This is a genomic window from Actinopolymorpha sp. B17G11 (assembly GCF_040196095.1).
GTDB lineage: Bacteria > Actinomycetota > Actinomycetes > Propionibacteriales > Actinopolymorphaceae > Thermasporomyces.
In genome coordinates this window covers 1-17,347 of record NZ_JBEFTW010000030.1, presented here as the reverse complement: position 1 = coordinate 17,347, position 17,347 = coordinate 1, and the positions used below count along the sequence as shown (strand labels likewise).

Annotated in this window: 15 protein-coding genes and 1 riboswitch; of the genes, 13 read left to right on the top strand and 2 right to left on the bottom strand. The window is 69.2% G+C overall.

Annotation, left to right across the window (positions count from 1 at the left end):
* The first annotated feature begins 108 nt into the window (after window positions 1–108).
* Window positions 109–927 carry a class I SAM-dependent methyltransferase gene (locus ABN028_RS25815; RefSeq protein WP_349328062.1) on the top strand — a complete coding sequence of 273 codons (819 nt, stop codon included), beginning with the start codon at window positions 109–111 and terminating at the stop codon, window positions 925–927.
* Between the two features lie 27 nt (window positions 928–954).
* Here ABN028_RS25815 and ABN028_RS25810 read toward each other — a convergent pair whose 3' ends face one another.
* On the bottom strand, window positions 955–2,085 hold the full coding sequence (locus tag ABN028_RS25810; protein WP_349698407.1) for a mandelate racemase/muconate lactonizing enzyme family protein: 1,131 nt from the start codon (window positions 2,083–2,085) through the stop codon (window positions 955–957).
* Between the two features lie 18 nt (window positions 2,086–2,103).
* Window positions 2,104–2,487 (bottom strand): phage holin family protein, encoded by a 384-nt coding sequence (locus ABN028_RS25805; protein WP_349328064.1) that lies wholly within the window; start codon window positions 2,485–2,487, stop codon window positions 2,104–2,106.
* A 221-nt stretch (window positions 2,488–2,708) separates the two neighbouring features.
* On the opposite strand from ABN028_RS25805, the gene ABN028_RS25800 reads away from it, so the two are divergent.
* The 12 genes from ABN028_RS25800 to gcvP all read left to right on the top strand — a co-directional run bounded on the left by ABN028_RS25800 (window position 2,709) and on the right by gcvP (window position 17,293).
* On the top strand, window positions 2,709–5,027 hold the full coding sequence (locus ABN028_RS25800) for a HelD family protein (RefSeq protein ID WP_349328065.1): 2,319 nt from the start codon (window positions 2,709–2,711) through the stop codon (window positions 5,025–5,027).
* A 149-nt stretch (window positions 5,028–5,176) separates the two neighbouring features.
* Complete coding sequence (gene clsA / locus ABN028_RS25795) at window positions 5,177–5,800, top strand: cardiolipin synthase ClsA (protein WP_349328066.1); 624 nt, start codon at window positions 5,177–5,179, stop codon at window positions 5,798–5,800.
* 35 nt (window positions 5,801–5,835) lie between these two features.
* Window positions 5,836–8,319, top strand: coding sequence for a sugar phosphate nucleotidyltransferase (locus tag ABN028_RS25790; RefSeq protein ID WP_349698457.1), 2,484 nt, complete (start codon window positions 5,836–5,838; stop codon window positions 8,317–8,319).
* A 157-nt stretch (window positions 8,320–8,476) separates the two neighbouring features.
* The gene (locus ABN028_RS25785) at window positions 8,477–9,406 is read left to right on the top strand and encodes a DUF881 domain-containing protein (protein WP_349698406.1); all 930 of its coding nucleotides are present in this window, start codon (window positions 8,477–8,479) and stop codon (window positions 9,404–9,406) included.
* Window positions 9,403–9,735: a small basic family protein gene (locus tag ABN028_RS25780; RefSeq protein ID WP_349328068.1), complete on the top strand. Its 333-nt coding sequence runs from the start codon at window positions 9,403–9,405 to the stop codon at window positions 9,733–9,735. Before ABN028_RS25785 ends, ABN028_RS25780 begins: the two co-directional genes overlap by 4 nt.
* 17 nt (window positions 9,736–9,752) lie before the next feature.
* The gene (locus tag ABN028_RS25775; protein ID WP_349698405.1) at window positions 9,753–10,538 is read left to right on the top strand and encodes a DUF881 domain-containing protein; all 786 of its coding nucleotides are present in this window, start codon (window positions 9,753–9,755) and stop codon (window positions 10,536–10,538) included.
* 78 nt (window positions 10,539–10,616) lie between these two features.
* Entirely contained in the window at window positions 10,617–11,006 is a 390-nt protein-coding gene (gcvH, locus tag ABN028_RS25770) for a glycine cleavage system protein GcvH (RefSeq protein WP_349328070.1), read from the top strand.
* 172 nt (window positions 11,007–11,178) lie between these two features.
* Complete coding sequence (locus ABN028_RS25765; RefSeq protein ID WP_349328071.1) at window positions 11,179–11,742, top strand: zinc-ribbon and FHA domain-containing protein; 564 nt, start codon at window positions 11,179–11,181, stop codon at window positions 11,740–11,742.
* Between the two features lie 52 nt (window positions 11,743–11,794).
* Window positions 11,795–12,535, top strand: a complete 741-nt coding sequence (gene ftsR, locus ABN028_RS25760; protein WP_349328072.1) for a transcriptional regulator FtsR — start codon at window positions 11,795–11,797, stop codon at window positions 12,533–12,535.
* 47 nt (window positions 12,536–12,582) lie between these two features.
* Entirely contained in the window at window positions 12,583–13,053 is a 471-nt protein-coding gene (locus tag ABN028_RS25755) for a bifunctional nuclease family protein (protein ID WP_349328073.1), read from the top strand.
* Between the two features lie 306 nt (window positions 13,054–13,359).
* Complete coding sequence (locus tag ABN028_RS25750) at window positions 13,360–13,947, top strand: MerR family transcriptional regulator (RefSeq protein ID WP_349328124.1); 588 nt, start codon at window positions 13,360–13,362, stop codon at window positions 13,945–13,947.
* Between the two features lie 240 nt (window positions 13,948–14,187).
* Window positions 14,188–14,317, top strand: a riboswitch (glycine riboswitch).
* A 78-nt stretch (window positions 14,318–14,395) separates the two neighbouring features.
* A complete protein-coding gene (gcvP, locus tag ABN028_RS25745) occupies window positions 14,396–17,293 on the top strand; it encodes an aminomethyl-transferring glycine dehydrogenase (protein WP_349698404.1) in 2,898 nt (965 codons plus the stop codon).
* Window positions 17,294–17,347 lie beyond the last annotated feature (54 nt).

The window sequence follows — 17,347 nt, the reverse complement described above, 5'->3', positions numbered from 1 at the left end:
GGGCAGATCGAACTGACGTTCGAATGATAGCGCTTCCGGTGGGCCGCGCACCGGAAAGGGTCCGAGATGGTTGGTGCCGTGGATCCGAAAAGGGGCGAGAATCCGCGCATGAGCGAGCCTGCGGAACACACGCGCCCGGAACTCGGCGAGGTCTTCTCGAACCCGGGGGTCGCGGCGGCCTACGTACACCGCCCGCCCTACCCGCCAGAGGTCTTCGACATCCTGGAGAAACTGGTCACCGAGGAACCGCGCGCGGTGCTCGACATCGGCGCGGGAGACGGAGCCATCGCCCGTCCGCTCGCCTCGAGGGTCGGCCGGGTCGACGCCCTCGACGTCTCGGCCGCGATGATCGAGGCGGGCCGCCGGCGGCCAGGAGGAGAGCGACCCAATCTGCGCTGGATTCTCGGTGCGGTGGAGACGGCGGAGCTGGGCGGGCCGTACGCACTCGTGACTGCCGGGGCGAGCCTGCACTGGATGCGGTGGGGACCGACGTTGAACCGATTGGCCCGAGTGATGACTCCGCACGCGTACCTTGCCATCGTCGAGCACGGCCCCCGTGACGTCCCCTGGCAGGACGATCTGGTCACCGTCATCAAGCGCCATTCACGTTACCCCGACTACGATCCCCGGTTCTCCGTCGTCGGGGCTCTTCAGCAGCGGGGCCTCCTCGAGCTGAGCGGCAGCGCCGAGAGTTCCCCGACGCCGTTCCGCCAGTCGGTCAGCGACTACGTGGAGCAGTTCCACTCGACGTCGTCCCTCGCCCGGGAACACATGTCGGAGCAGGAGGCAAGGGACTTCGATCTCGCGGTCGAGCAGGTGGTCCGGCCCTGGGCGCACGACGACATGCTCGAGCTGGCGATCGTCGCCACCCTGGCCTGGGGACGTCCCCAGCCAGCCGGGATGCGGGGCGTCGCGAGTGAGGCGTGATGGGAGACAGGGCCTGGGGATGTCCCGCTAGAGAATCTGGGCGCCACCGGCGTAGCGCGCGAGCCGGTCGGGGTCGAGTGCGAGGCCGAGGCCCGGTGCGTCCGGGATCGTCAGCATGCCGGCGCCGTCGAGAGTCCATTGTCCGGTCACGATGTCGTCGATGTACGGCGAGCCGGTCCGGTACTCCACCAGATACGTGTCCGGCAGCGCCGACGCCAGCTGGAGGTCAGCGGCCAGACCGACGGCGGTGTTCCACCCGTGGGGGATCAGCCGCACGCCGTGCTCCTGCGCCGACCAGCCGATCCGCCGGGCCTCACTCAGACCTCCGCATTTCGTGGTGTCGGGCTGGACGATGTCGAACGCCCCAGCCGAGAGAAACGGCGCGAACGCCTGCCGCCGGGTGAGGACCTCGCCGCCCGAGATCGGCACGGAAGACGACCGCCGCAGGGCCACGAAATCGTCGAGCGCATCGGGTCGTAGCGCTTCCTCGAACCACGCCACCCCGTGATCGGCGAGCATGCGTGACGTCCGAAGCGCCCACGCGTAGTCGCCGTCCCAGAAAGCGTCCGACCCGCCGGCGTCGACGGCGAGGATCGCGTCGTCACCCACGGCGGCGCGGGCGGCCGACACGATCGCCTCGTCCGTGCGGGCCCCGACCCGACCGAACGGGCCCCACCCGATCTTGAACGCCCGGAACCCCTGTGCCGTGAGCTGGTCCAGTGTCTCGGTGAGCGGACCGGGTTCGGTCATGAGCAGGGAGGCGTACGGCATCACCCGATCGCGGAAGCGGCCACCCAGCAGCCGGCCGACCGGCTGACCGCACGCCTGACCCAGGATGTCCCACAACGCGACGTCGATGCCGCTGATCGCGTGGGTCAGCGTGCCGCCGCGGCCCATCCAGAACGAGTGCTGGTGCAGTTTCTCGCTGACCCGCTCGGGCTCGAGGGCGTTCTCGCCGCGGTAGAGCGGTTCGAGCACTTCGAGCGCCGCGCGTACCAGCGACTCTGAGGTGAAGACGCTGCCGACTCCGACCAGCCCCTCGTCGGTGTGGACCGCGAGCAGGGTGTGGACCACATCGTCGGGTCGCAGCTCGTGGCTCCAGCCGCCTTCGGGAGTGGCGCCACGAAGCCCAGCGACGCGTACCTCGGTGATCTTCATGGCCTCGAAGCCCGCGGATCAGCGATTGTCGTACTTGTCCGGAATCACGACGCTCAGTGCGAAGCTCACCAGGGCGGCGATGATCGCGCCCCAGAAGCCGGCCCAGAAGTCGTCGACGACGAACTCGAGGTCCAGCTCGCCGGCCAGCCAGCCCACCAGCAGGAACAGCAACGCGTTGACCACGAACGAGATCAGGCCGAGCGTCAGGATGTAGAAGCCGCAGCCGACCACCTTGATGATCGGCTTGAGGACGGCGTTGATGATGCCGAAGATGACGGCAACGGCCAGGAGCGTGCCGACCTTGCCACCGGTCGAGCTGGACGTGAGCTCGATTCCCGGGACCAGCGTGGCCGCGAACAGCGCCACCGCATTGACGAGGATGCGTACGACGATGGGGATCACCCGCCGATCCTTCCACGGTCGGCCCCGCCGTGAAAACACCCATGTGTGGTCGGTCACCTCACTCGCAAGACCGGCTCGCTTCACCGGCGCCCCCTGGAACTGACCATCTAGACTTGTGCGGTTGCCCTGGTTCCTGGGCAGCGTCTCGCACCAGTCGTCCGGGCCTTGCCCTGTAAATGGGGGCCCTGTATATGGGGGCCCTGGATAAGGGGGATGCGTCGTTGGCAGCCTTCTCTGACCCCGCCACCTCGTCGGAGCGCGCGGAGATCGAGCAGGAGCAACGCTACGTCGACCGGGTCTACGACCGGTTGGCCGTCATGGTGGCCCGCGCGACAGAGGTGGGTCGCGACGGCAGAGACCGTGGGTTGCTGGACTACACCGGCGAGATCAAGGAAGAGGACTACCGCAGCCTCTTCGAACGAGATGTGCTCGTCGACCACGCGGTCCGCCGGCTCGCCGTTCTCGACGCCCAGCGCGAGGGTCTGGTGTTCGGGCGGCTGGACCACCGCGGGGGCGAGATCCGCTACGTCGGGCGGATCGGCGTACGTGATGCCGAACACGAGCCGCTCGTCATCGACTGGCGGGCGCCTGCCGCCGCGGTCTTCTACCAGGCGACGGCGGCCGACCCGAAGGACGTCGTACGCCGACGGATCCTGCGCTGCCAGGGCCAGCGGGTCGTCGGGGTGGAGGACGACCTGCTGGACCCGGAAGCGGCTCCGTCCGATCTGCCCGTCGTGGGCGACGGCGCGCTGATGGCGGCGCTGACCGCTGCCCGTGGACGGCAGATGCGCGACATCGTGGCCACCATCCAGCACGAACAGGACGAGATCATTCGGGCGCCGTCGCCGGGCGTCACGCTGATCAGCGGAGGGCCGGGCACCGGGAAGACCGTCGTCGCGCTCCACCGGGCGGCCTACCTGCTCTACTCCGAGCGGCGCCGGATCGCGGGCGGTGGCGTGCTCGTCGTCGGGCCGTCACCGGTCTTCATGAGCTACATCGAGCGCGTACTGCCGACGTTGGGTGAGCACGAGGCGACCTTGCGTTCGCTCGGGGAGGTCGTCGACGGGATCGTTGCCACCCGGACCGATCCGTTCGACGTCGGGCTCATCAAGGGATCGCTGCGGATGCGCCGGGTGCTCGGCCGGGCGGCGCGAGGGCCGGCACCCGGTGCGCCCGAGGAGCTCCGGATCTACGTCGGCGGCCGGATTCTTCGGCTGGACGCCGAGGAGTTAGCCGAGGTCCGGCGTACCGTCCTGCAGCGCGGCGCGCGCCGCAACCGGGCCCGCGGCGACGCCGTTCGCGGTCTGGTCGCAGCCCTGTGGCGCAAGGCGTCCGCCGACAGTACGACGGCCAACGGGCGAGGTGCGCGGTCGGACTTCGAGGAGTCCGTCACCGATCTCGACGCGTTCGAGGAGTTCGTGGACGCCTGGTGGCCGGTGCTCACGCCGGTGCAGGTGCTCCGCCAGCTCGCCGACCCTGAGAGGCTGCGCCAGGCCGCCAAGGGCGTGCTCCGCCCAGCCGAGGTCGACGCGCTGGCCGCCACGTGGGCCGGCGGCGCCGACGCGGGCAAGGACGGATTCTCCGTCGAGGACGTCCCCCTGCTCGACGAACTCCACGCCCTGCTGGGTGAGCCTCCGCGTCGGCCGGCACCGCGGGATCCGTTCGAGATCGACGGTGTACGCGAGGTCACGACCGCCGCTGACCGCGACTACGCCGCGCGGGCGCGGGCCGAGCGGGCGACACAGTACGACGGATACGCGCACGTCCTGGTCGACGAGGCACAGGACCTCTCGCCCATGCAGTGGCGGATGCTCGGGCGGCGCGGCCGGCATGCCAGCTGGACGGTCGTCGGTGACCCGGCGCAGAGCTCATGGCCGGACATCGACGAGGCCGAGGCTTCCCGTGACACGGCTCTCGGCAGGCGGACACGGCGGACGTTCCATCTCAGCACCAACTACCGGAACTCCCAGGAGATCTTCGACCTCGCCGCGAGTGTGATCCGGCCCGAGATCCCCGACCGGCCGCTCCCACGGGCGGTCCGCGCCACCGGCCACGCCCCCGACCATGTGGTCGCGACGGAAGCTGGCCTGCCCGACGCGCTGCGCCGGACCATCCTGGACCTGCTCGCCAGCGTGCAGGGCACTGTCGGCGTCATCGCCCCACAAGCCATGGCTGAGACGGTGTCCACCTGGGTGTCCACCTGGGTGGACGACGCGAACACGGCGAACGGAGCGAACGGTGCGAACGGTGCGACAGGCGGCGAGCGGACACAGACCGGGTACGAGGGCGATCGGGTCGTCGTGACGACCGGTATCGCCAGCAAGGGTCTCGAGTTCGATGCCGTCGCCCTGCTGGAGCCGGCGGAGATCGCGGCGGAGACCCCGGTCGGGACACGGACTCTTTACGTCGCGCTCACCCGGGCGACGCAGCGCCTGGCTACGGTCGGTACTGACGCCGGGTGGCCCGCCCACCACGCCGCCCGGCAGCCAGATTCGCCGCATCCGCCGGAGCGGCACCAGGGCCTGGCACCGGCCGGTTGACGCGGCCGACACCAGTCTCACAGGAACGACGGGTTTCGACACGAAGGCCGCCGTCCGGCGGAAATGTGCGGATCGGGGCCAGTGTGGCCCGCGGGTAATAGGGTTTCGGCAGGCCCACCGTGGTGGATGGTGGGCCGGAGGGGGCGGCAGTGGCGGAGCCGGTCGAGACGCGTGACGGGGCTCGCGTGTTCACCCTGCCCAATCTCCTGAGCTTCGCCCGGCTCGCCGGGGTCCCGTTGTTCCTCTGGCTGGTGCTCGGACCCAAGGCCGACGGCTGGGCGATCATCGTGCTCGGCCTGTCCGGTTTCAGCGACTGGCTCGACGGCCAGCTCGCCCGGCGGCTCGGCCAGGTCAGCGCACTCGGCAAACTGCTCGACCCGTTCGCCGACCGGCTCTACATCCTGGCAGTCCTGGTGGGTCTCGCCCTTCGCGAGGTCATCCCGATCTGGCTCGCCGTCCTCATCCCGTTGCGTGACGTCCTGCTCTTCGGGCTGATCCTGTTGCTGCGCCAGCGCGGTCACGGGACGCTTCCCGTGCACTTCCTCGGCAAGGCCGCGACCTTCTGTCTGCTGTATGCGTTCCCCCTGCTGTTCCTCGGTGACGGCGGGGGTGCCTTCGCCGCGGTGGCCAAGGTCGCGGGGTGGGCGTTCGCGATCTGGGGCACCGGACTTTACTGGTGGGCAGGGGTCCTTTACGGCTTCCAGGCGTCTCAGCTGCTTCGCCGATCCCCGCCGGTCCAACCGGTATCGGCCGAAGATCAGCTCCACGGGTAGGGGCCGGGAGGGGAGGGGATGTGAGAGCCGTCGTCATGGCAGGCGGCGAGGGTACCCGCCTGCGACCCATGACCACCAGCATGCCCAAACCTCTGCTCCCCGTCGTCAACCGGCCGATCATGGAGCACGTCCTGCGGCTGCTCAAGCGGCACCAGTTGACCGAGACGGTGGTCACGGTCCACTTCCTCGGCTCGATGGTCCGGGCATACTTCGGTGACGGCGAGGACCTCGGCATGGACCTCACCTACGCCACCGAGGAGAAGCCGCTCGGCACCGCCGGCAGCGTCAAGAACGCCGCTGCCGCCTTGTCCGACGACACGTTCGTCGTCATCTCCGGTGACGCGCTCACCGACATCGACCTGACCGCGCTGGTGGACCATCACCGGCGCTCAGGCGCCCTCGCCACCGTGTGCCTCACCCGGGTCCCCGACCCGCTGGAGTTCGGCATCACGATCCTCGACGACGACGGCCGGATCGAGCGCTTCCTGGAGAAGCCGACCTGGGGCCAGGTCTTCTCCGACACCATCAACACCGGCATCTATGTCATGGAGCCGGAGATGCTGAGCCACGTCGGTGCGGCCGAGAACGTCGACTGGTCAAGCGAGGTGTTCCCGCGCCTACTCGAGGCGGGTGCGCCGCTCTACGGTTACGTCGCCGACGGCTACTGGGAGGACGTCGGCACCCATCGCAGCTATCTCAAGGCCAACTACGACGTCCTCGACGGGCAGATCGCGATCGACATCGACGGGTTCGAGGTCTCCAAGGGGGTCTGGGTCGGCGAGGGCGCCGACGTCGACCCCGACGCGACCCTCAAGGGCCCGTTGTACGTCGGGGCCTACGCGAAGGTCGAAGGCGGTGCCGAGTTGCGTGACCACACCGTCGTCGGCGACAACGTCGTCATCCGTAGCGGCGCGTTCCTGCACCGAGCCGTGGTGCACGACAACGCCTACATCGGCGCGCACTCCAACCTCCGCGGTTGCGTGGTCGGCAAGAACACCGATGTGATGCGCGGGGCCCGGATCGACGACAGTGCGGTCGTGGGCGACGACTGCGTCATCGAGGAGGAGGCCGTCCTCCATCCCGACATCAAGGTCTATCCGAGCAAGACGATCGAGGCCGGCGCGGTCGTCAACCAGAGCGTGATCTGGGAGTCGCAGGGCCGCCAGGCACTCTTCGGCCCGCGCGGGGTGAGCGGGATCGTCAACGTCGAGATCACCCCTGAGCTGGTGGTCCGGTTGGCGAGCGCCTACGCGACGACGCTGCGCAAGGGAGCGACCGTGCTCACCGCGCGGGACACCTCGCGGTCGGCCAGAGCGCTCAAGCGGGCGGCGATCGCGGCGTTCACCTCGAGCGCCCTGAACGTCTGCGACCTCGAGGTCTCGCCCAACCCGGTCGCCCGGCTGGAGACGTCCAGGAGCAACGCCGGCGGTGGGCTGCTCATTCGTACGACTCCCAGCCGTCCCGACTCGGTGGACCTGATCTTCATGGACGAGACGGGCGCGGACCTCTCACTCGCCGCGCGGCGGAAGGTCGAGCGCGTGCTCGGCCGGCAGGAGTTCCGCCGGGCGTTTCCCGGCGAGATCGGTGACCTCACGTTTCCGTCGCGGGTGGCGGAGACCTACGTCCATGACCTGCTGGCCAACATCGACGCGTCGGGCGTCGCCGGGACGGGTCTCAAGGTCGTGGTGGACGCCGGCCGCGGCACTGCCGGCCTGTTGCTGCCGAGCCTGCTCGGGAAGCTCGCGGTCGAAGCGTTCACGGTCAACTCCGGTGTGGACGAGCGCAGCCCGACCGAAACGGCCGAGCAGCGCACTCGCGCGATCGCCAACCTGGCGGAGGTGGTGGCGTCGTCGCGGGCTGCGTTCGGTGTGCGGTTCAGTCCGCTGGGAGAGCGGATCTCACTCGTCGACGAGACCGGCAACGTCATCGCCGACGAGCGGGCGCTGCTCGTCTTCGTCGACCTGATCGCGGCTGAGGCGTCGGAAGGACATGTCGCGCTACCGGTGACGACGACCCGGGTGGCCGAGCAGGTCGCCGCTTTCCACAACGTCGGGATCCGCTGGACCACGACCGCACCGGACGCGTTGGCCACGGCCGCGGCCGCTGACGGTCTGCTCCTGGCCGGCGACGGTCGGGGCGGGTTCATCGTCCCGGAGTTCTCCAACGCGGTCGACGGCTTCGCCGCGTTCGTACGCCTGCTCGGAGTGGTGGCACGCACCCGGCTTCCGCTGTCGGAGATCAACGCCCGCATCCCGCGGGCCCACGTCGTCCAACTCGCGGTCCCGACGCCGTGGGCGAGCAAGGGTGCGGTGATGCGAGCCGCGATCGAGGCCGCCGACGGGCGTCCGCTCGACACGACTGACGGCGTACGCGTGCTGGAACCCGACGGCTCGTGGGCACTCGTCCTCCCGGATCCGACCGAGGCGGTGACGCGGGTGTGGGCAGAGGGGCGGAGTACGGAGGCCGCGACAACCCTCGCGCACCGGTGGGCGGACCTGGTGACCCGAGCCGGCCGCTAGCGCGCTCGGGATATGGGCAGGCCAGCCGATGTCGAGGCAGACAGAACAGCTGGATCCGTGGCCGAACGGTCGTGGTCGACCTGTCAGCCGCCGATGATCGTTTTTTGTGATCACCGCGCGGGACACACACCCAGCACGTCATGACACCATGGTCCGCATGGCCTCAGGGGAGCGGGAGGCGCCGACGGTGCGTCTCGAGGGTACGCCTGCGGCGCCTGGCCGCCCGGCGGCGCCACCAGGCGCCTGGCCGCGCGCGGGCACGATCCTCAAGCGTGACGACTCGATGTCGCTCATGCGCGAGCTCGTCACGCATGCCCTCGACGACGGCTACGCGGCGGCCGCCGCGCGCCGCGGTCCCAGTCGTTCCCGTTCCCGCCGCGGCCTGGGCGCGACGCTGGTGGCGCTAGCATTGCTCGGCCTGCTCCTCACCGTGGCAGCGGTCCAGACCAGACAGTCCGCTCCGGCGGTGGCGCAGGAGAAGGCGGAACTCTTGGAGCGGATCCGGGCCGAGACCGCCCGCAACGACGACATGCGCACCCACGCCGGCGCACTGCAGGAGGAGGTCACCGTCCTTCAGAACGACGTCCTGGCGAGCACGGCGAGTGGCCAGAACCTGCGCGAACGCCTCGCCGCGCTCGACGTGCTGGCGGGAACAGGTCGGGTCGAGGGTCCGGGGCTCCGCCTGGTCATCGACGACGCGCCCGTCGACGAGGTCTCCGGGGCGAGCAGTGCAGAAGGACGGATTCTCGACATCGACCTGCAGCAGGTCGTGAACGGTCTGTGGTCGGCCGGCGCCGAGGCGATCGCCATCAACGGCCAACGGCTCACCGCGTTGACCGCGATCCGCGGCGCCGACAAGTCGATCACCGTCGACTACCGACCGCTTGCCCGTCCGTACGTCGTCGAGGCGATCGGCGATCCCGACACCCTGGAGGCGCAGTTCGCCGAAAGTCCGGGTGGCAAGTGGCTGTTCAACCTCAAGGCAGTGCACCATATAGCACTTGGAACGGCGGCGGTTGACGAGCTCCTACTGCCCGCCGACTCCGGTAACAAACTCCGATACGCGCGGACGGAAGGCGCCCAGTGATCGCGACGATCGGCCTCTTCGTCGGAATCATCGTGGGGCTGTTGCTCCAACCGGCAGTGCCTTTGTGGCTGCAGCCGTACCTCCCGATCGCGGTCGTGGCTGCCCTCGACGCGGTCTTCGGTGGACTGCGCGCGCTCGTGGACGGCATCTTCGACGACCGGGTCTTCGTCGTGTCGTTCATCGGCAACGTGCTGGTCGCCGCCGTGATCGTCTACCTGGGGGACCAGCTTGGCGTCGGCGCACAGCTGTCGACCGGTGTCGTCGTCGTCCTGGGCATCAGGATCTTCTCCAACATGGCGGCGATCCGTCGGCGCCTGTTCAAGGCCTGATGGGTGGTACGAAGGCGATGGCCGAGCAGAAGCCCAAGGCGTCTGGTGGCAAGAAGCCGCGTAATCCCGCATGGCGACGGCTCAACAGCGCGTTCCGCCTCTACATCTCCCGCGCCCAGTTGGCCGGGGCGCTGTTGCTGGCGATCCTCGGCTTCGCCGCCACCATTCAGGTGCAGGCGTTGCGCACCGACGACGAGTTCTCCGGTGCCAACAGGCCACAGCTGATCCAGATGCTCGATGGTCTGCAGCAGCGCACCCGCCGGCTGGAGGCGGAGATCAGCGAGCTCGAGTCGGCGCGGGCGGAGCTGCTGTCGGGTGCCGACCGGACCCGCGCGGCGGTCAACCAGGCCCAGGCGCGCGCCGAAACCCTTGGCATCCTCGCCGGCACTCTCCCGGCGAGCGGCCCAGGTATCCGGCTCACGATCTCCGACACCCGATCGGCCGTGACGGCGTCGTTGGTTCTCAACACGATCGAGGAGCTGCGCGATGCGGGAGCCGAGTCGATCGAGGTGAACGATCGTGTCCGACTCGTCGCCGGCAGTTACGTCCTCGACGGCCAGGGCGGCATCCTGGTCGACGGCACGCTCATCCCACCTCCGTACACGATCGATGCGATCGGGGAGACGAGGACACTCGCGACCGCGATGCGCATCCCCGGCGGTGTCGTCGACGAGGTGGGCCAGAAGGGCGGGCTGGTCACCGTCCTGGAACAGTCGAACATCCAGATCGACTCCTTGCACCGTCCGGTGACGCCTCGCTACGCTCGGCCGGCCCCGGAGGAGACAGCGAAGTCCGGCGACTAGCCTGTCTCCTCAGACGGGGTGTGCTGGCGCGGCGTGCGGTGGTGCTGCCCAGGAAATGTCGACAGCGAGGAGACAGTGGTGTTCCCGGACGACGTCACGTACACGAGCGAGCACGAGTGGGTACGCGATCCCGGAGACACCGAGGGTTCGGTCCGGATCGGCATCACCCACTACGCCCAGGACGCGCTGGGCGACATCGTCTACGTCAGCCTGCCACCGGTGGGTGAACAGGTGCGGCGCGGTGCGGTGGTCGGTGAGCTCGAGTCGACCAAGAGCGTAAGTGAGCTGTACGCACCACTGAGTGGCACGGTCGTCGCCCGCAACGACGCGCTCGACGAGCGCCCCGAGCTTGTCAACGCCGAGCCGTACGCCGCGGGATGGATGATCGAGCTACAGCCGAGCGATCCGGACGAACTCGGATCGCTCCTCGACGCCGCGGCGTACAAGGCGCAGGTCGAGCAGACCTGATCACGCGTTCCACACTGTCCGAGTAGCCGCTCATTCGCCGTTTCGCCCGGTTGGGTCGCGGATGGACGCAATCGCTGCGGGCTGCCCACCTCGACCATTGGTCAAGAGTTAGGGTGTGTGCGGTGGACGAGTTCAACTCAGACGACGAGAGAGTTCCGCCACGGGAGGGTCGATGCCTTTCTGCACTCAGTGCGGGCATGAGAACGCCGAGAACAGCAGGTTCTGCTCGCAGTGCGGCAGAGCGCTGGGGGGAGAACGACCTGTCGAGCAGACCGCGACGATCTCACTCGGCCTCGAGCCCGAATACGACCGGGCGGAGGCCGAGCTCCGTCCGCAGGAGCAGGCCGCCGTCGACGCCCTGCCCTACGACTGCGCGTTGCTCATCGTGCAGCGCGGTCCGAGCGCCGGGAGCCGGTTCCTGCTCGACGCCGACGTGGTGACCGTGGGTCGGCATCCCGAGAGCGACATCTTCCTCGACGACGTCACCGTCTCCCGTCGGCATGCCGAGTTCCGCCGCCGGCCGCAAGGTTTTGTCGTACGCGATGTGGGCAGCCTGAACGGCACCTACGTGAATCGCGATCGCATCGATGAGGTCCTGCTCATCGGTGGCGACGAGGTGCAGATCGGCAAGTTCCGCCTGGTCTACTTCGCCAGCCAGCGCGGTTTCGGCATGACGGGCGCACCCGAACGGACCGGTGCTGGTTGGGACGGGGGGCCGGAGGGGGAAAGACGGTGAGCGACGCTCTCCTTCGGGGGGTCCAAGAGCTGTACCCGCAAGGATTCCTTCGGTGAGTGGCGCGGCGTCCGCGCGGTCCCACAGCTTTTCCATTGGTGAGGTACTCGCGAGGCTGCGCGCTGAGTTTCCCGACGTCACGATCTCGAAGATCCGTTTTCTCGAGGCCGAAGGTCTGGTGGAACCGCAGCGAGCTCCGTCGGGTTACCGCAAGTTCGGCCATGACGACATCGAGCGGCTGCGCTTCGTGCTGACCGCGCAACGCGACCACTATCTCCCGTTGCGGGTGATCAAGGACCACCTCGACGCACTCGACCGGGGCTTCGAACCGCCGCAGCTTCCGGGTCGGGCACTTCCGTCCGCGCCGTCTCCGAGAGTGCTGCTCGGCGGTGCGGACCAGGTGGGCGCGGAGGCGTTCGGGGCCAATGGTTCCGACGTGCGGTTGTCACGCAAGGAGCTCGTCGAGGACGCGGGGATCGACTCGGACCTGCTGGACCAGCTCGAGTCGTATGGCCTCGTCTCGGCCCGGCATGGCAGGGACCACTACGACGAGGATGCACTCGAGATCGCGAAGACCGCAGGTGAGCTCGCGGGGTTCGGGCTCGAGCCGCGCCACCTTCGTGCTTTTCGTACGGCCGCCGACCGTGAGGTGGGACTGATCGAGCAGGTGGTGGCTCCGCTGGCGCGGCAGCGCGGCATGGACTCGCGGGCGCGTACGGAGGACCGGATCCGGGAATTGGCGGCGCTGGCGGTACGCCTGCACGCGCTCCTGGTGAAGACCGGGCTCGGGCGGTGAAGTGCGTCGGTCGACTGGCCACCAACCGACCGGGGTAGTGTGGACGAGTGCGCGAGCTCGACGTCGTTGGTGTCCGGGTGGAGATGCCTTCGAACCAGCCGATTGTCCTGCTCCGGGAGGTCGACGGCGAACGGTTCTTGCCGATCTGGGTGGGGCCCGCTGAGGCGAGTGCCATCGCTCACGCCCAGCAGGGGATCGTCCCGGCGCGGCCGCTGACCCATGACTTGTTCCGCGATGTGCTGATCGCGACCGGCCAGGAACTGACCGAGGTCCGGATCACCGACCTCCGCGACGGTGTCTTCTACGGCATCCTCGCCTTCGCGAGCGGTGTCGAGGTCAGTGCGAGGCCATCGGACTCGATCGCCCTGGCACTCCGCCTGAACGTCAAGATCGTCTGCTCGGACGAGGTTCTGACCGAGGCCGGCATCGCCATCCCGGACGAGCAGGAGGCCGAGGTCCAGAAGTTTCGTGAGTTCCTCGACCAGGTGACACCGGAGGACTTCGACACCCCAGGCTGAGGTCCCCTTTCGGTCTCGACCTCAGGTTGAGGTTTCAGGGCGACACGCCGGCCGTCGCGTTGACCCGTCACGACGCGCGGGCCTACCGTGACGAGGAAAACTTCGTGGATGTCATTCGGCTTCCATGAGGGGCGCTTCTCGCAGGAGGCGCCAGCATGCGGCTCTGCCGCATGACCAGCGGTCTCGTCCGGGTCGGGGTCGGGTAGGACTGGAGAGGGTGTCGCGCTCACCGCGACCCCAACAATGTGGGAGGCGGCCGTGACAGGCACGGGTGACCAGGCGGGAGGCGGTGCCACCGGCGCCGCCATGGGCGAGAGTCCCGAGCGGACCGAAGCCCGCCGTACGGCTGGTGCGCAGGGTCTGCTGTTCGGACCTGCTGACGGCGTTCCGGATCCGCCCCAGGACGGCCTGGGCTACCGCGGTGCCACCGCCTGTGCCGCGGCTGGCATCACCTATCGACAGCTCGACTACTGGGCGCGCACCGGTCTGGTGGAGCCCACCGTCCGTCCGGCGTCCGGCTCGGGCACCCAGCGGCTCTACTCTTTCCGCGACGTCCTGATGCTCAAGGTGATCAAGCGCCTGCTCGACGCCGGCGTCTCGTTGCAGCAGATCCGCACCGCGGTCATGCACCTGCGCGAGCGGGGCGCCCAGGATCTGGCGGAGATCACGCTCATGAGCGACGGTGCGAGCGTCTACGAGTGCACCTCGCCCGACGAGGTGATCGACCTGCTCCAGGGTGGCCAGGGCGTGTTCGGCATCGCTCTCGGGCGGGTGTCCCGTGAGGTCGAGGGCACCCTCGCGGAGTTCCCGGGTGAGCGGCCCGATGCCCCCGAGGACCACGAGCACCCAGGTGACGAGCTCGCGTTGCGCCGCCGCGCCCGGCTCACGGGCTGACGTTCGCGGAGGCGTTCGGATCGGGAGTTCCCGGTGCAAAAGGTTCGTCCGGACGCTGTTCCGGTGGCCGTTTCGGCGGGAAATGACCACGCCCGGTAGGTCTGTGGTCGCCTGTACGGTGCCGATGCCTCGCCCAGGAATCAGATGCCAGCTCAGCGTGGTCATTTGCCGCGAAGCCGGCAGCTGCTGGCGGGGTTGACCAAACTCCAGCCCGGACGCTGGTACCGTGGGTCGAGCTGACAACCCCGCGTGGGAGAGTCTCCACGACCGGATGAACCGGCCGAAGTAGGGCGGTTACTCCTCGTAGGTCGTGGAGCGCCGAAGGGGCAACCCCCCGGAACCTCTCAGGCTCACGGACCATGCGGGCGAGGCGACTCTGGAGCGCCACGGTGGCGTGACAGAGGGGGACTCGACCTGACAGGCCACCTGCCTCGACCGGGGAGCTCCCATGAACGCCTCGATCTCGTCCAGCATCGGCTCCCAGCGGATCAGCGCTCCGCCGCCTGCCGCGAACTTCGCCGATCGCCACATTGGCCCGTCCGGCGAGGACCGGGCCAAGATGCTCGCGGCCTGCGGGTTCGGCTCGCTCGACGAGCTCACGTCGGCGGCGGTGCCGCGGTCGATCCGGACCAGGCGCCCCCTCGACCTTCCGCCGGCCGCGACCGAAACGCAGACGTTGGCGGAGCTGCGGGCGCTCGCGGCCATGAACCGTCCGATGACCCAGATGATCGGGTTGGGTTACTCCGACACGGTGACGCCGCCGGTCATCCGCCGGAACATCCTCGAGAGCCCCGCCTGGTACACCGCCTACACGCCGTACCAGCCGGAGATCAGCCAGGGTCGGCTCGAGGCGCTCGTCAACTTCCAGACCGTGGTGGGTGACCTCACCGGTCTCCCGGTCGCGGGCGCGTCGCTGCTCGACGAGGCGACGGCGGCGGCCGAGGCGATGATGCTGCTGCGCAGGACCAACCGGAAGAGTTCCAGCGACCGGTTCCTCGTCGACGCCGGGTGCCTGCCGCAAACGATCGCGGTGGTGCGTACGCGGGCCGAGGCGCTCGGTCTCGCCCTGGAGGTCGCAGACATCACGACCGGCCTGCCAGAGGGCGACTTCTTCGGCGTACTCCTGCAGTATCCGGGCGTCGACGGGACGGTGCGGGACCTGACCGAGGTGGTGCGTGCCACGCACGAGCGGGATGCGCAGGTGGTGGTGGCTGCCGACCTGCTGGCGCTGACGCTGCTCCGGCCGCCCGGGGAGATGGGTGCCGACGTCGTGGTGGGGAGTGCCCAGCGGTTCGGCGTTCCGCTGATGTACGGCGGTCCGCACGCGGGCTACATGGCTGTACGCAAGGGGCTGGAACGCTCCCTGCCCGGGCGCCTCGTCGGGGTGTCCGTCGACGCCGCCGGTCGACCGGCCTACCGGTTGGCGTTGCAGACGCGGGAGCAGCACATCCGGCGGGAGAAGGCGACGAGCAACATCTGCACGGCACAGGTCCTCCTCGCCGTGATCGCCGGGATGTACGCCGTCTACCACGGAGCCGACGGGCTCCGGGGTATCGCGGCGCGGGTCCACCGCCTGGCGGCGGTCCTCGCGCAGGGTCTCCGGCAGGGCGGCGTCGACGTCGTCACCGAGCACTTCTTCGACACCGTGCGGGTCCGCGTGCCGGGCAGGGCGGCCGAGGTGGTCGCCGGCGCACGGGAGCGCGGCGTCAACCTCCGATTGACAGACGACGACCACGTGGGGATCGCCTGCGACGAGGTGACTGGTCCGGAGCAGCTCGCCGCTGTGTGGGCTGCGTTCGGCGTGGGTCCGTACGACGTGGACGAGATCGCCGCGGCGACGCCCGACGCCGTTCCGGTCGAGCTGCTGCGTACGACTCCCTACCTCACTCACCCGGTGTTCGCGCAGCACCACTCCGAGACGGCGATGCTGCGCTACCTGCGCGGCCTCGCTGATGACGACTTCGCAGTCGACCGGGGGATGATTCCGCTCGGGTCCTGCACGATGAAGCTCAATCCGACAGCGGCGATGGAGCCGATCAGCTGGCCGGAGTTCGCGGGCATTCATCCGTTCGCGCCGATCGAGGACGCACAGGGTTACCTCGCGCTGATCCGCCAGCTGGAGTCGTGGCTGGCCGACGTGACCGGCTACGCCGCGGTGTCGCTGCAGCCGAACGCCGGGTCGCAGGGCGAGTTCGCTGGGCTGCTCGCGATCCGTGCGTACCACCGCGCCCAGTCTCAGGCGGATCGCGACATCTGCCTCATCCCGTCGTCCGCGCACGGGACCAACGCGGCGTCGGCCGTGATGGCCGGCATGCGGGTGGTGGTGGTCGGGGCGGCCGACGACGGGACCGTCGACCTCGAGGACCTCCGCGCCAAGGTCGACGAGCACCGGGATCGGCTCGCCGCCATCATGGTGACGTATCCGTCGACGCATGGTGTCTTCGAGGAGGACATCCGCGAGCTGTGCGACATCGTGCACGAGGGTGGCGGCCAGGTCTACGTCGACGGCGCCAACCTCAACGCCCTGCTCGGTCTGGCGCGGATCGGGGAGTTCGGTGGGGACGTCTCACATCTCAACCTGCACAAGACGTTCTGCATCCCTCATGGCGGCGGCGGTCCGGGCGTGGGTCCCGTGGCCGTCCGCGAGCACCTCGCGCCGTACCTTCCCAACCACCCGTTGCTCGCCCAGGCGGGACCGGCGACAGGTGTGGGGCCGGTGTCGGCGACGCCGTTCGGGTCGGCAGGCATCCTGCCGATCTCGTGGGCGTACATGCGGATGATGGGTGGGCCGGGGCTGCGTCTCGCCACCGAGTCGGCTGTGCTCGCCGCCAACTACGTCGCCACCCGGCTGGCGCCGCACTACCGCGTGCTCTACACCGGCCGCGACGGGCTGGTGGCGCACGAGTGCATCATCGACGTACGCCCGATCACGAAGCAGGTCGGCATCACCGTCGACGACGTGGCGAAGCGGCTCATCGACTACGGCTTCCACGCGCCGACGATGAGCTTCCCGGTGGCGGGCACCCTGATGGTGGAGCCCACCGAGTCCGAGGACCTGGCCGAGCTGGACCGGTTCTGTGACGCGATGATCGCCATCAAGGGGGAGATCGACCGGGTGGCGGCCGGCGAATGGCCGGGTGACGACAACCCGGTGCGAAACTCGCCGCACACGATCGAGATGTTGGCGGGGGAGTGGGACCATCCGTACTCCCGGGAGGAGGCGGCCTATCCGGTGGCGCCCCTTCGGCGACGGAAGTACTGGTCGCCGGTCCGCCGGATCGACCAGGCCTACGGTGACCGCAACCTGGTCTGCGTCTGCCCGCCGCCCGACGCCTTCGCAGAGTAGATCTCAGGCACCGCGCACATCTGACGTTTCAGCGCGGAGTTGTGGGGGGGGGGG

Excerpts from the sequence above, each read along its gene's own strand:
- ABN028_RS25790 (WP_349698457.1), top strand. The coding sequence starts at position 5,836 with ATGGCAGGCGGCGAGGGTACCCGCCTGCGACCCATGACCACCAGCATG.
- gcvP (WP_349698404.1), top strand. The coding sequence starts at position 14,396 with ATGAACGCCTCGATCTCGTCCAGCATCGGCTCCCAGCGGATCAGCGCT.
- ABN028_RS25810 (WP_349698407.1), bottom strand. The coding sequence starts at position 2,085 with ATGAAGATCACCGAGGTACGCGTCGCTGGGCTTCGTGGCGCCACTCCC.
- ABN028_RS25785 (WP_349698406.1), top strand. The coding sequence starts at position 8,477 with ATGGCCTCAGGGGAGCGGGAGGCGCCGACGGTGCGTCTCGAGGGTACG.
- ABN028_RS25765 (WP_349328071.1), top strand. The coding sequence starts at position 11,179 with ATGCCTTTCTGCACTCAGTGCGGGCATGAGAACGCCGAGAACAGCAGG.
- ABN028_RS25815 (WP_349328062.1), top strand. The coding sequence starts at position 109 with ATGAGCGAGCCTGCGGAACACACGCGCCCGGAACTCGGCGAGGTCTTC.
- ABN028_RS25775 (WP_349698405.1), top strand. The coding sequence starts at position 9,753 with ATGGCCGAGCAGAAGCCCAAGGCGTCTGGTGGCAAGAAGCCGCGTAAT.
- ABN028_RS25750 (WP_349328124.1), top strand. The coding sequence starts at position 13,360 with ATGGGCGAGAGTCCCGAGCGGACCGAAGCCCGCCGTACGGCTGGTGCG.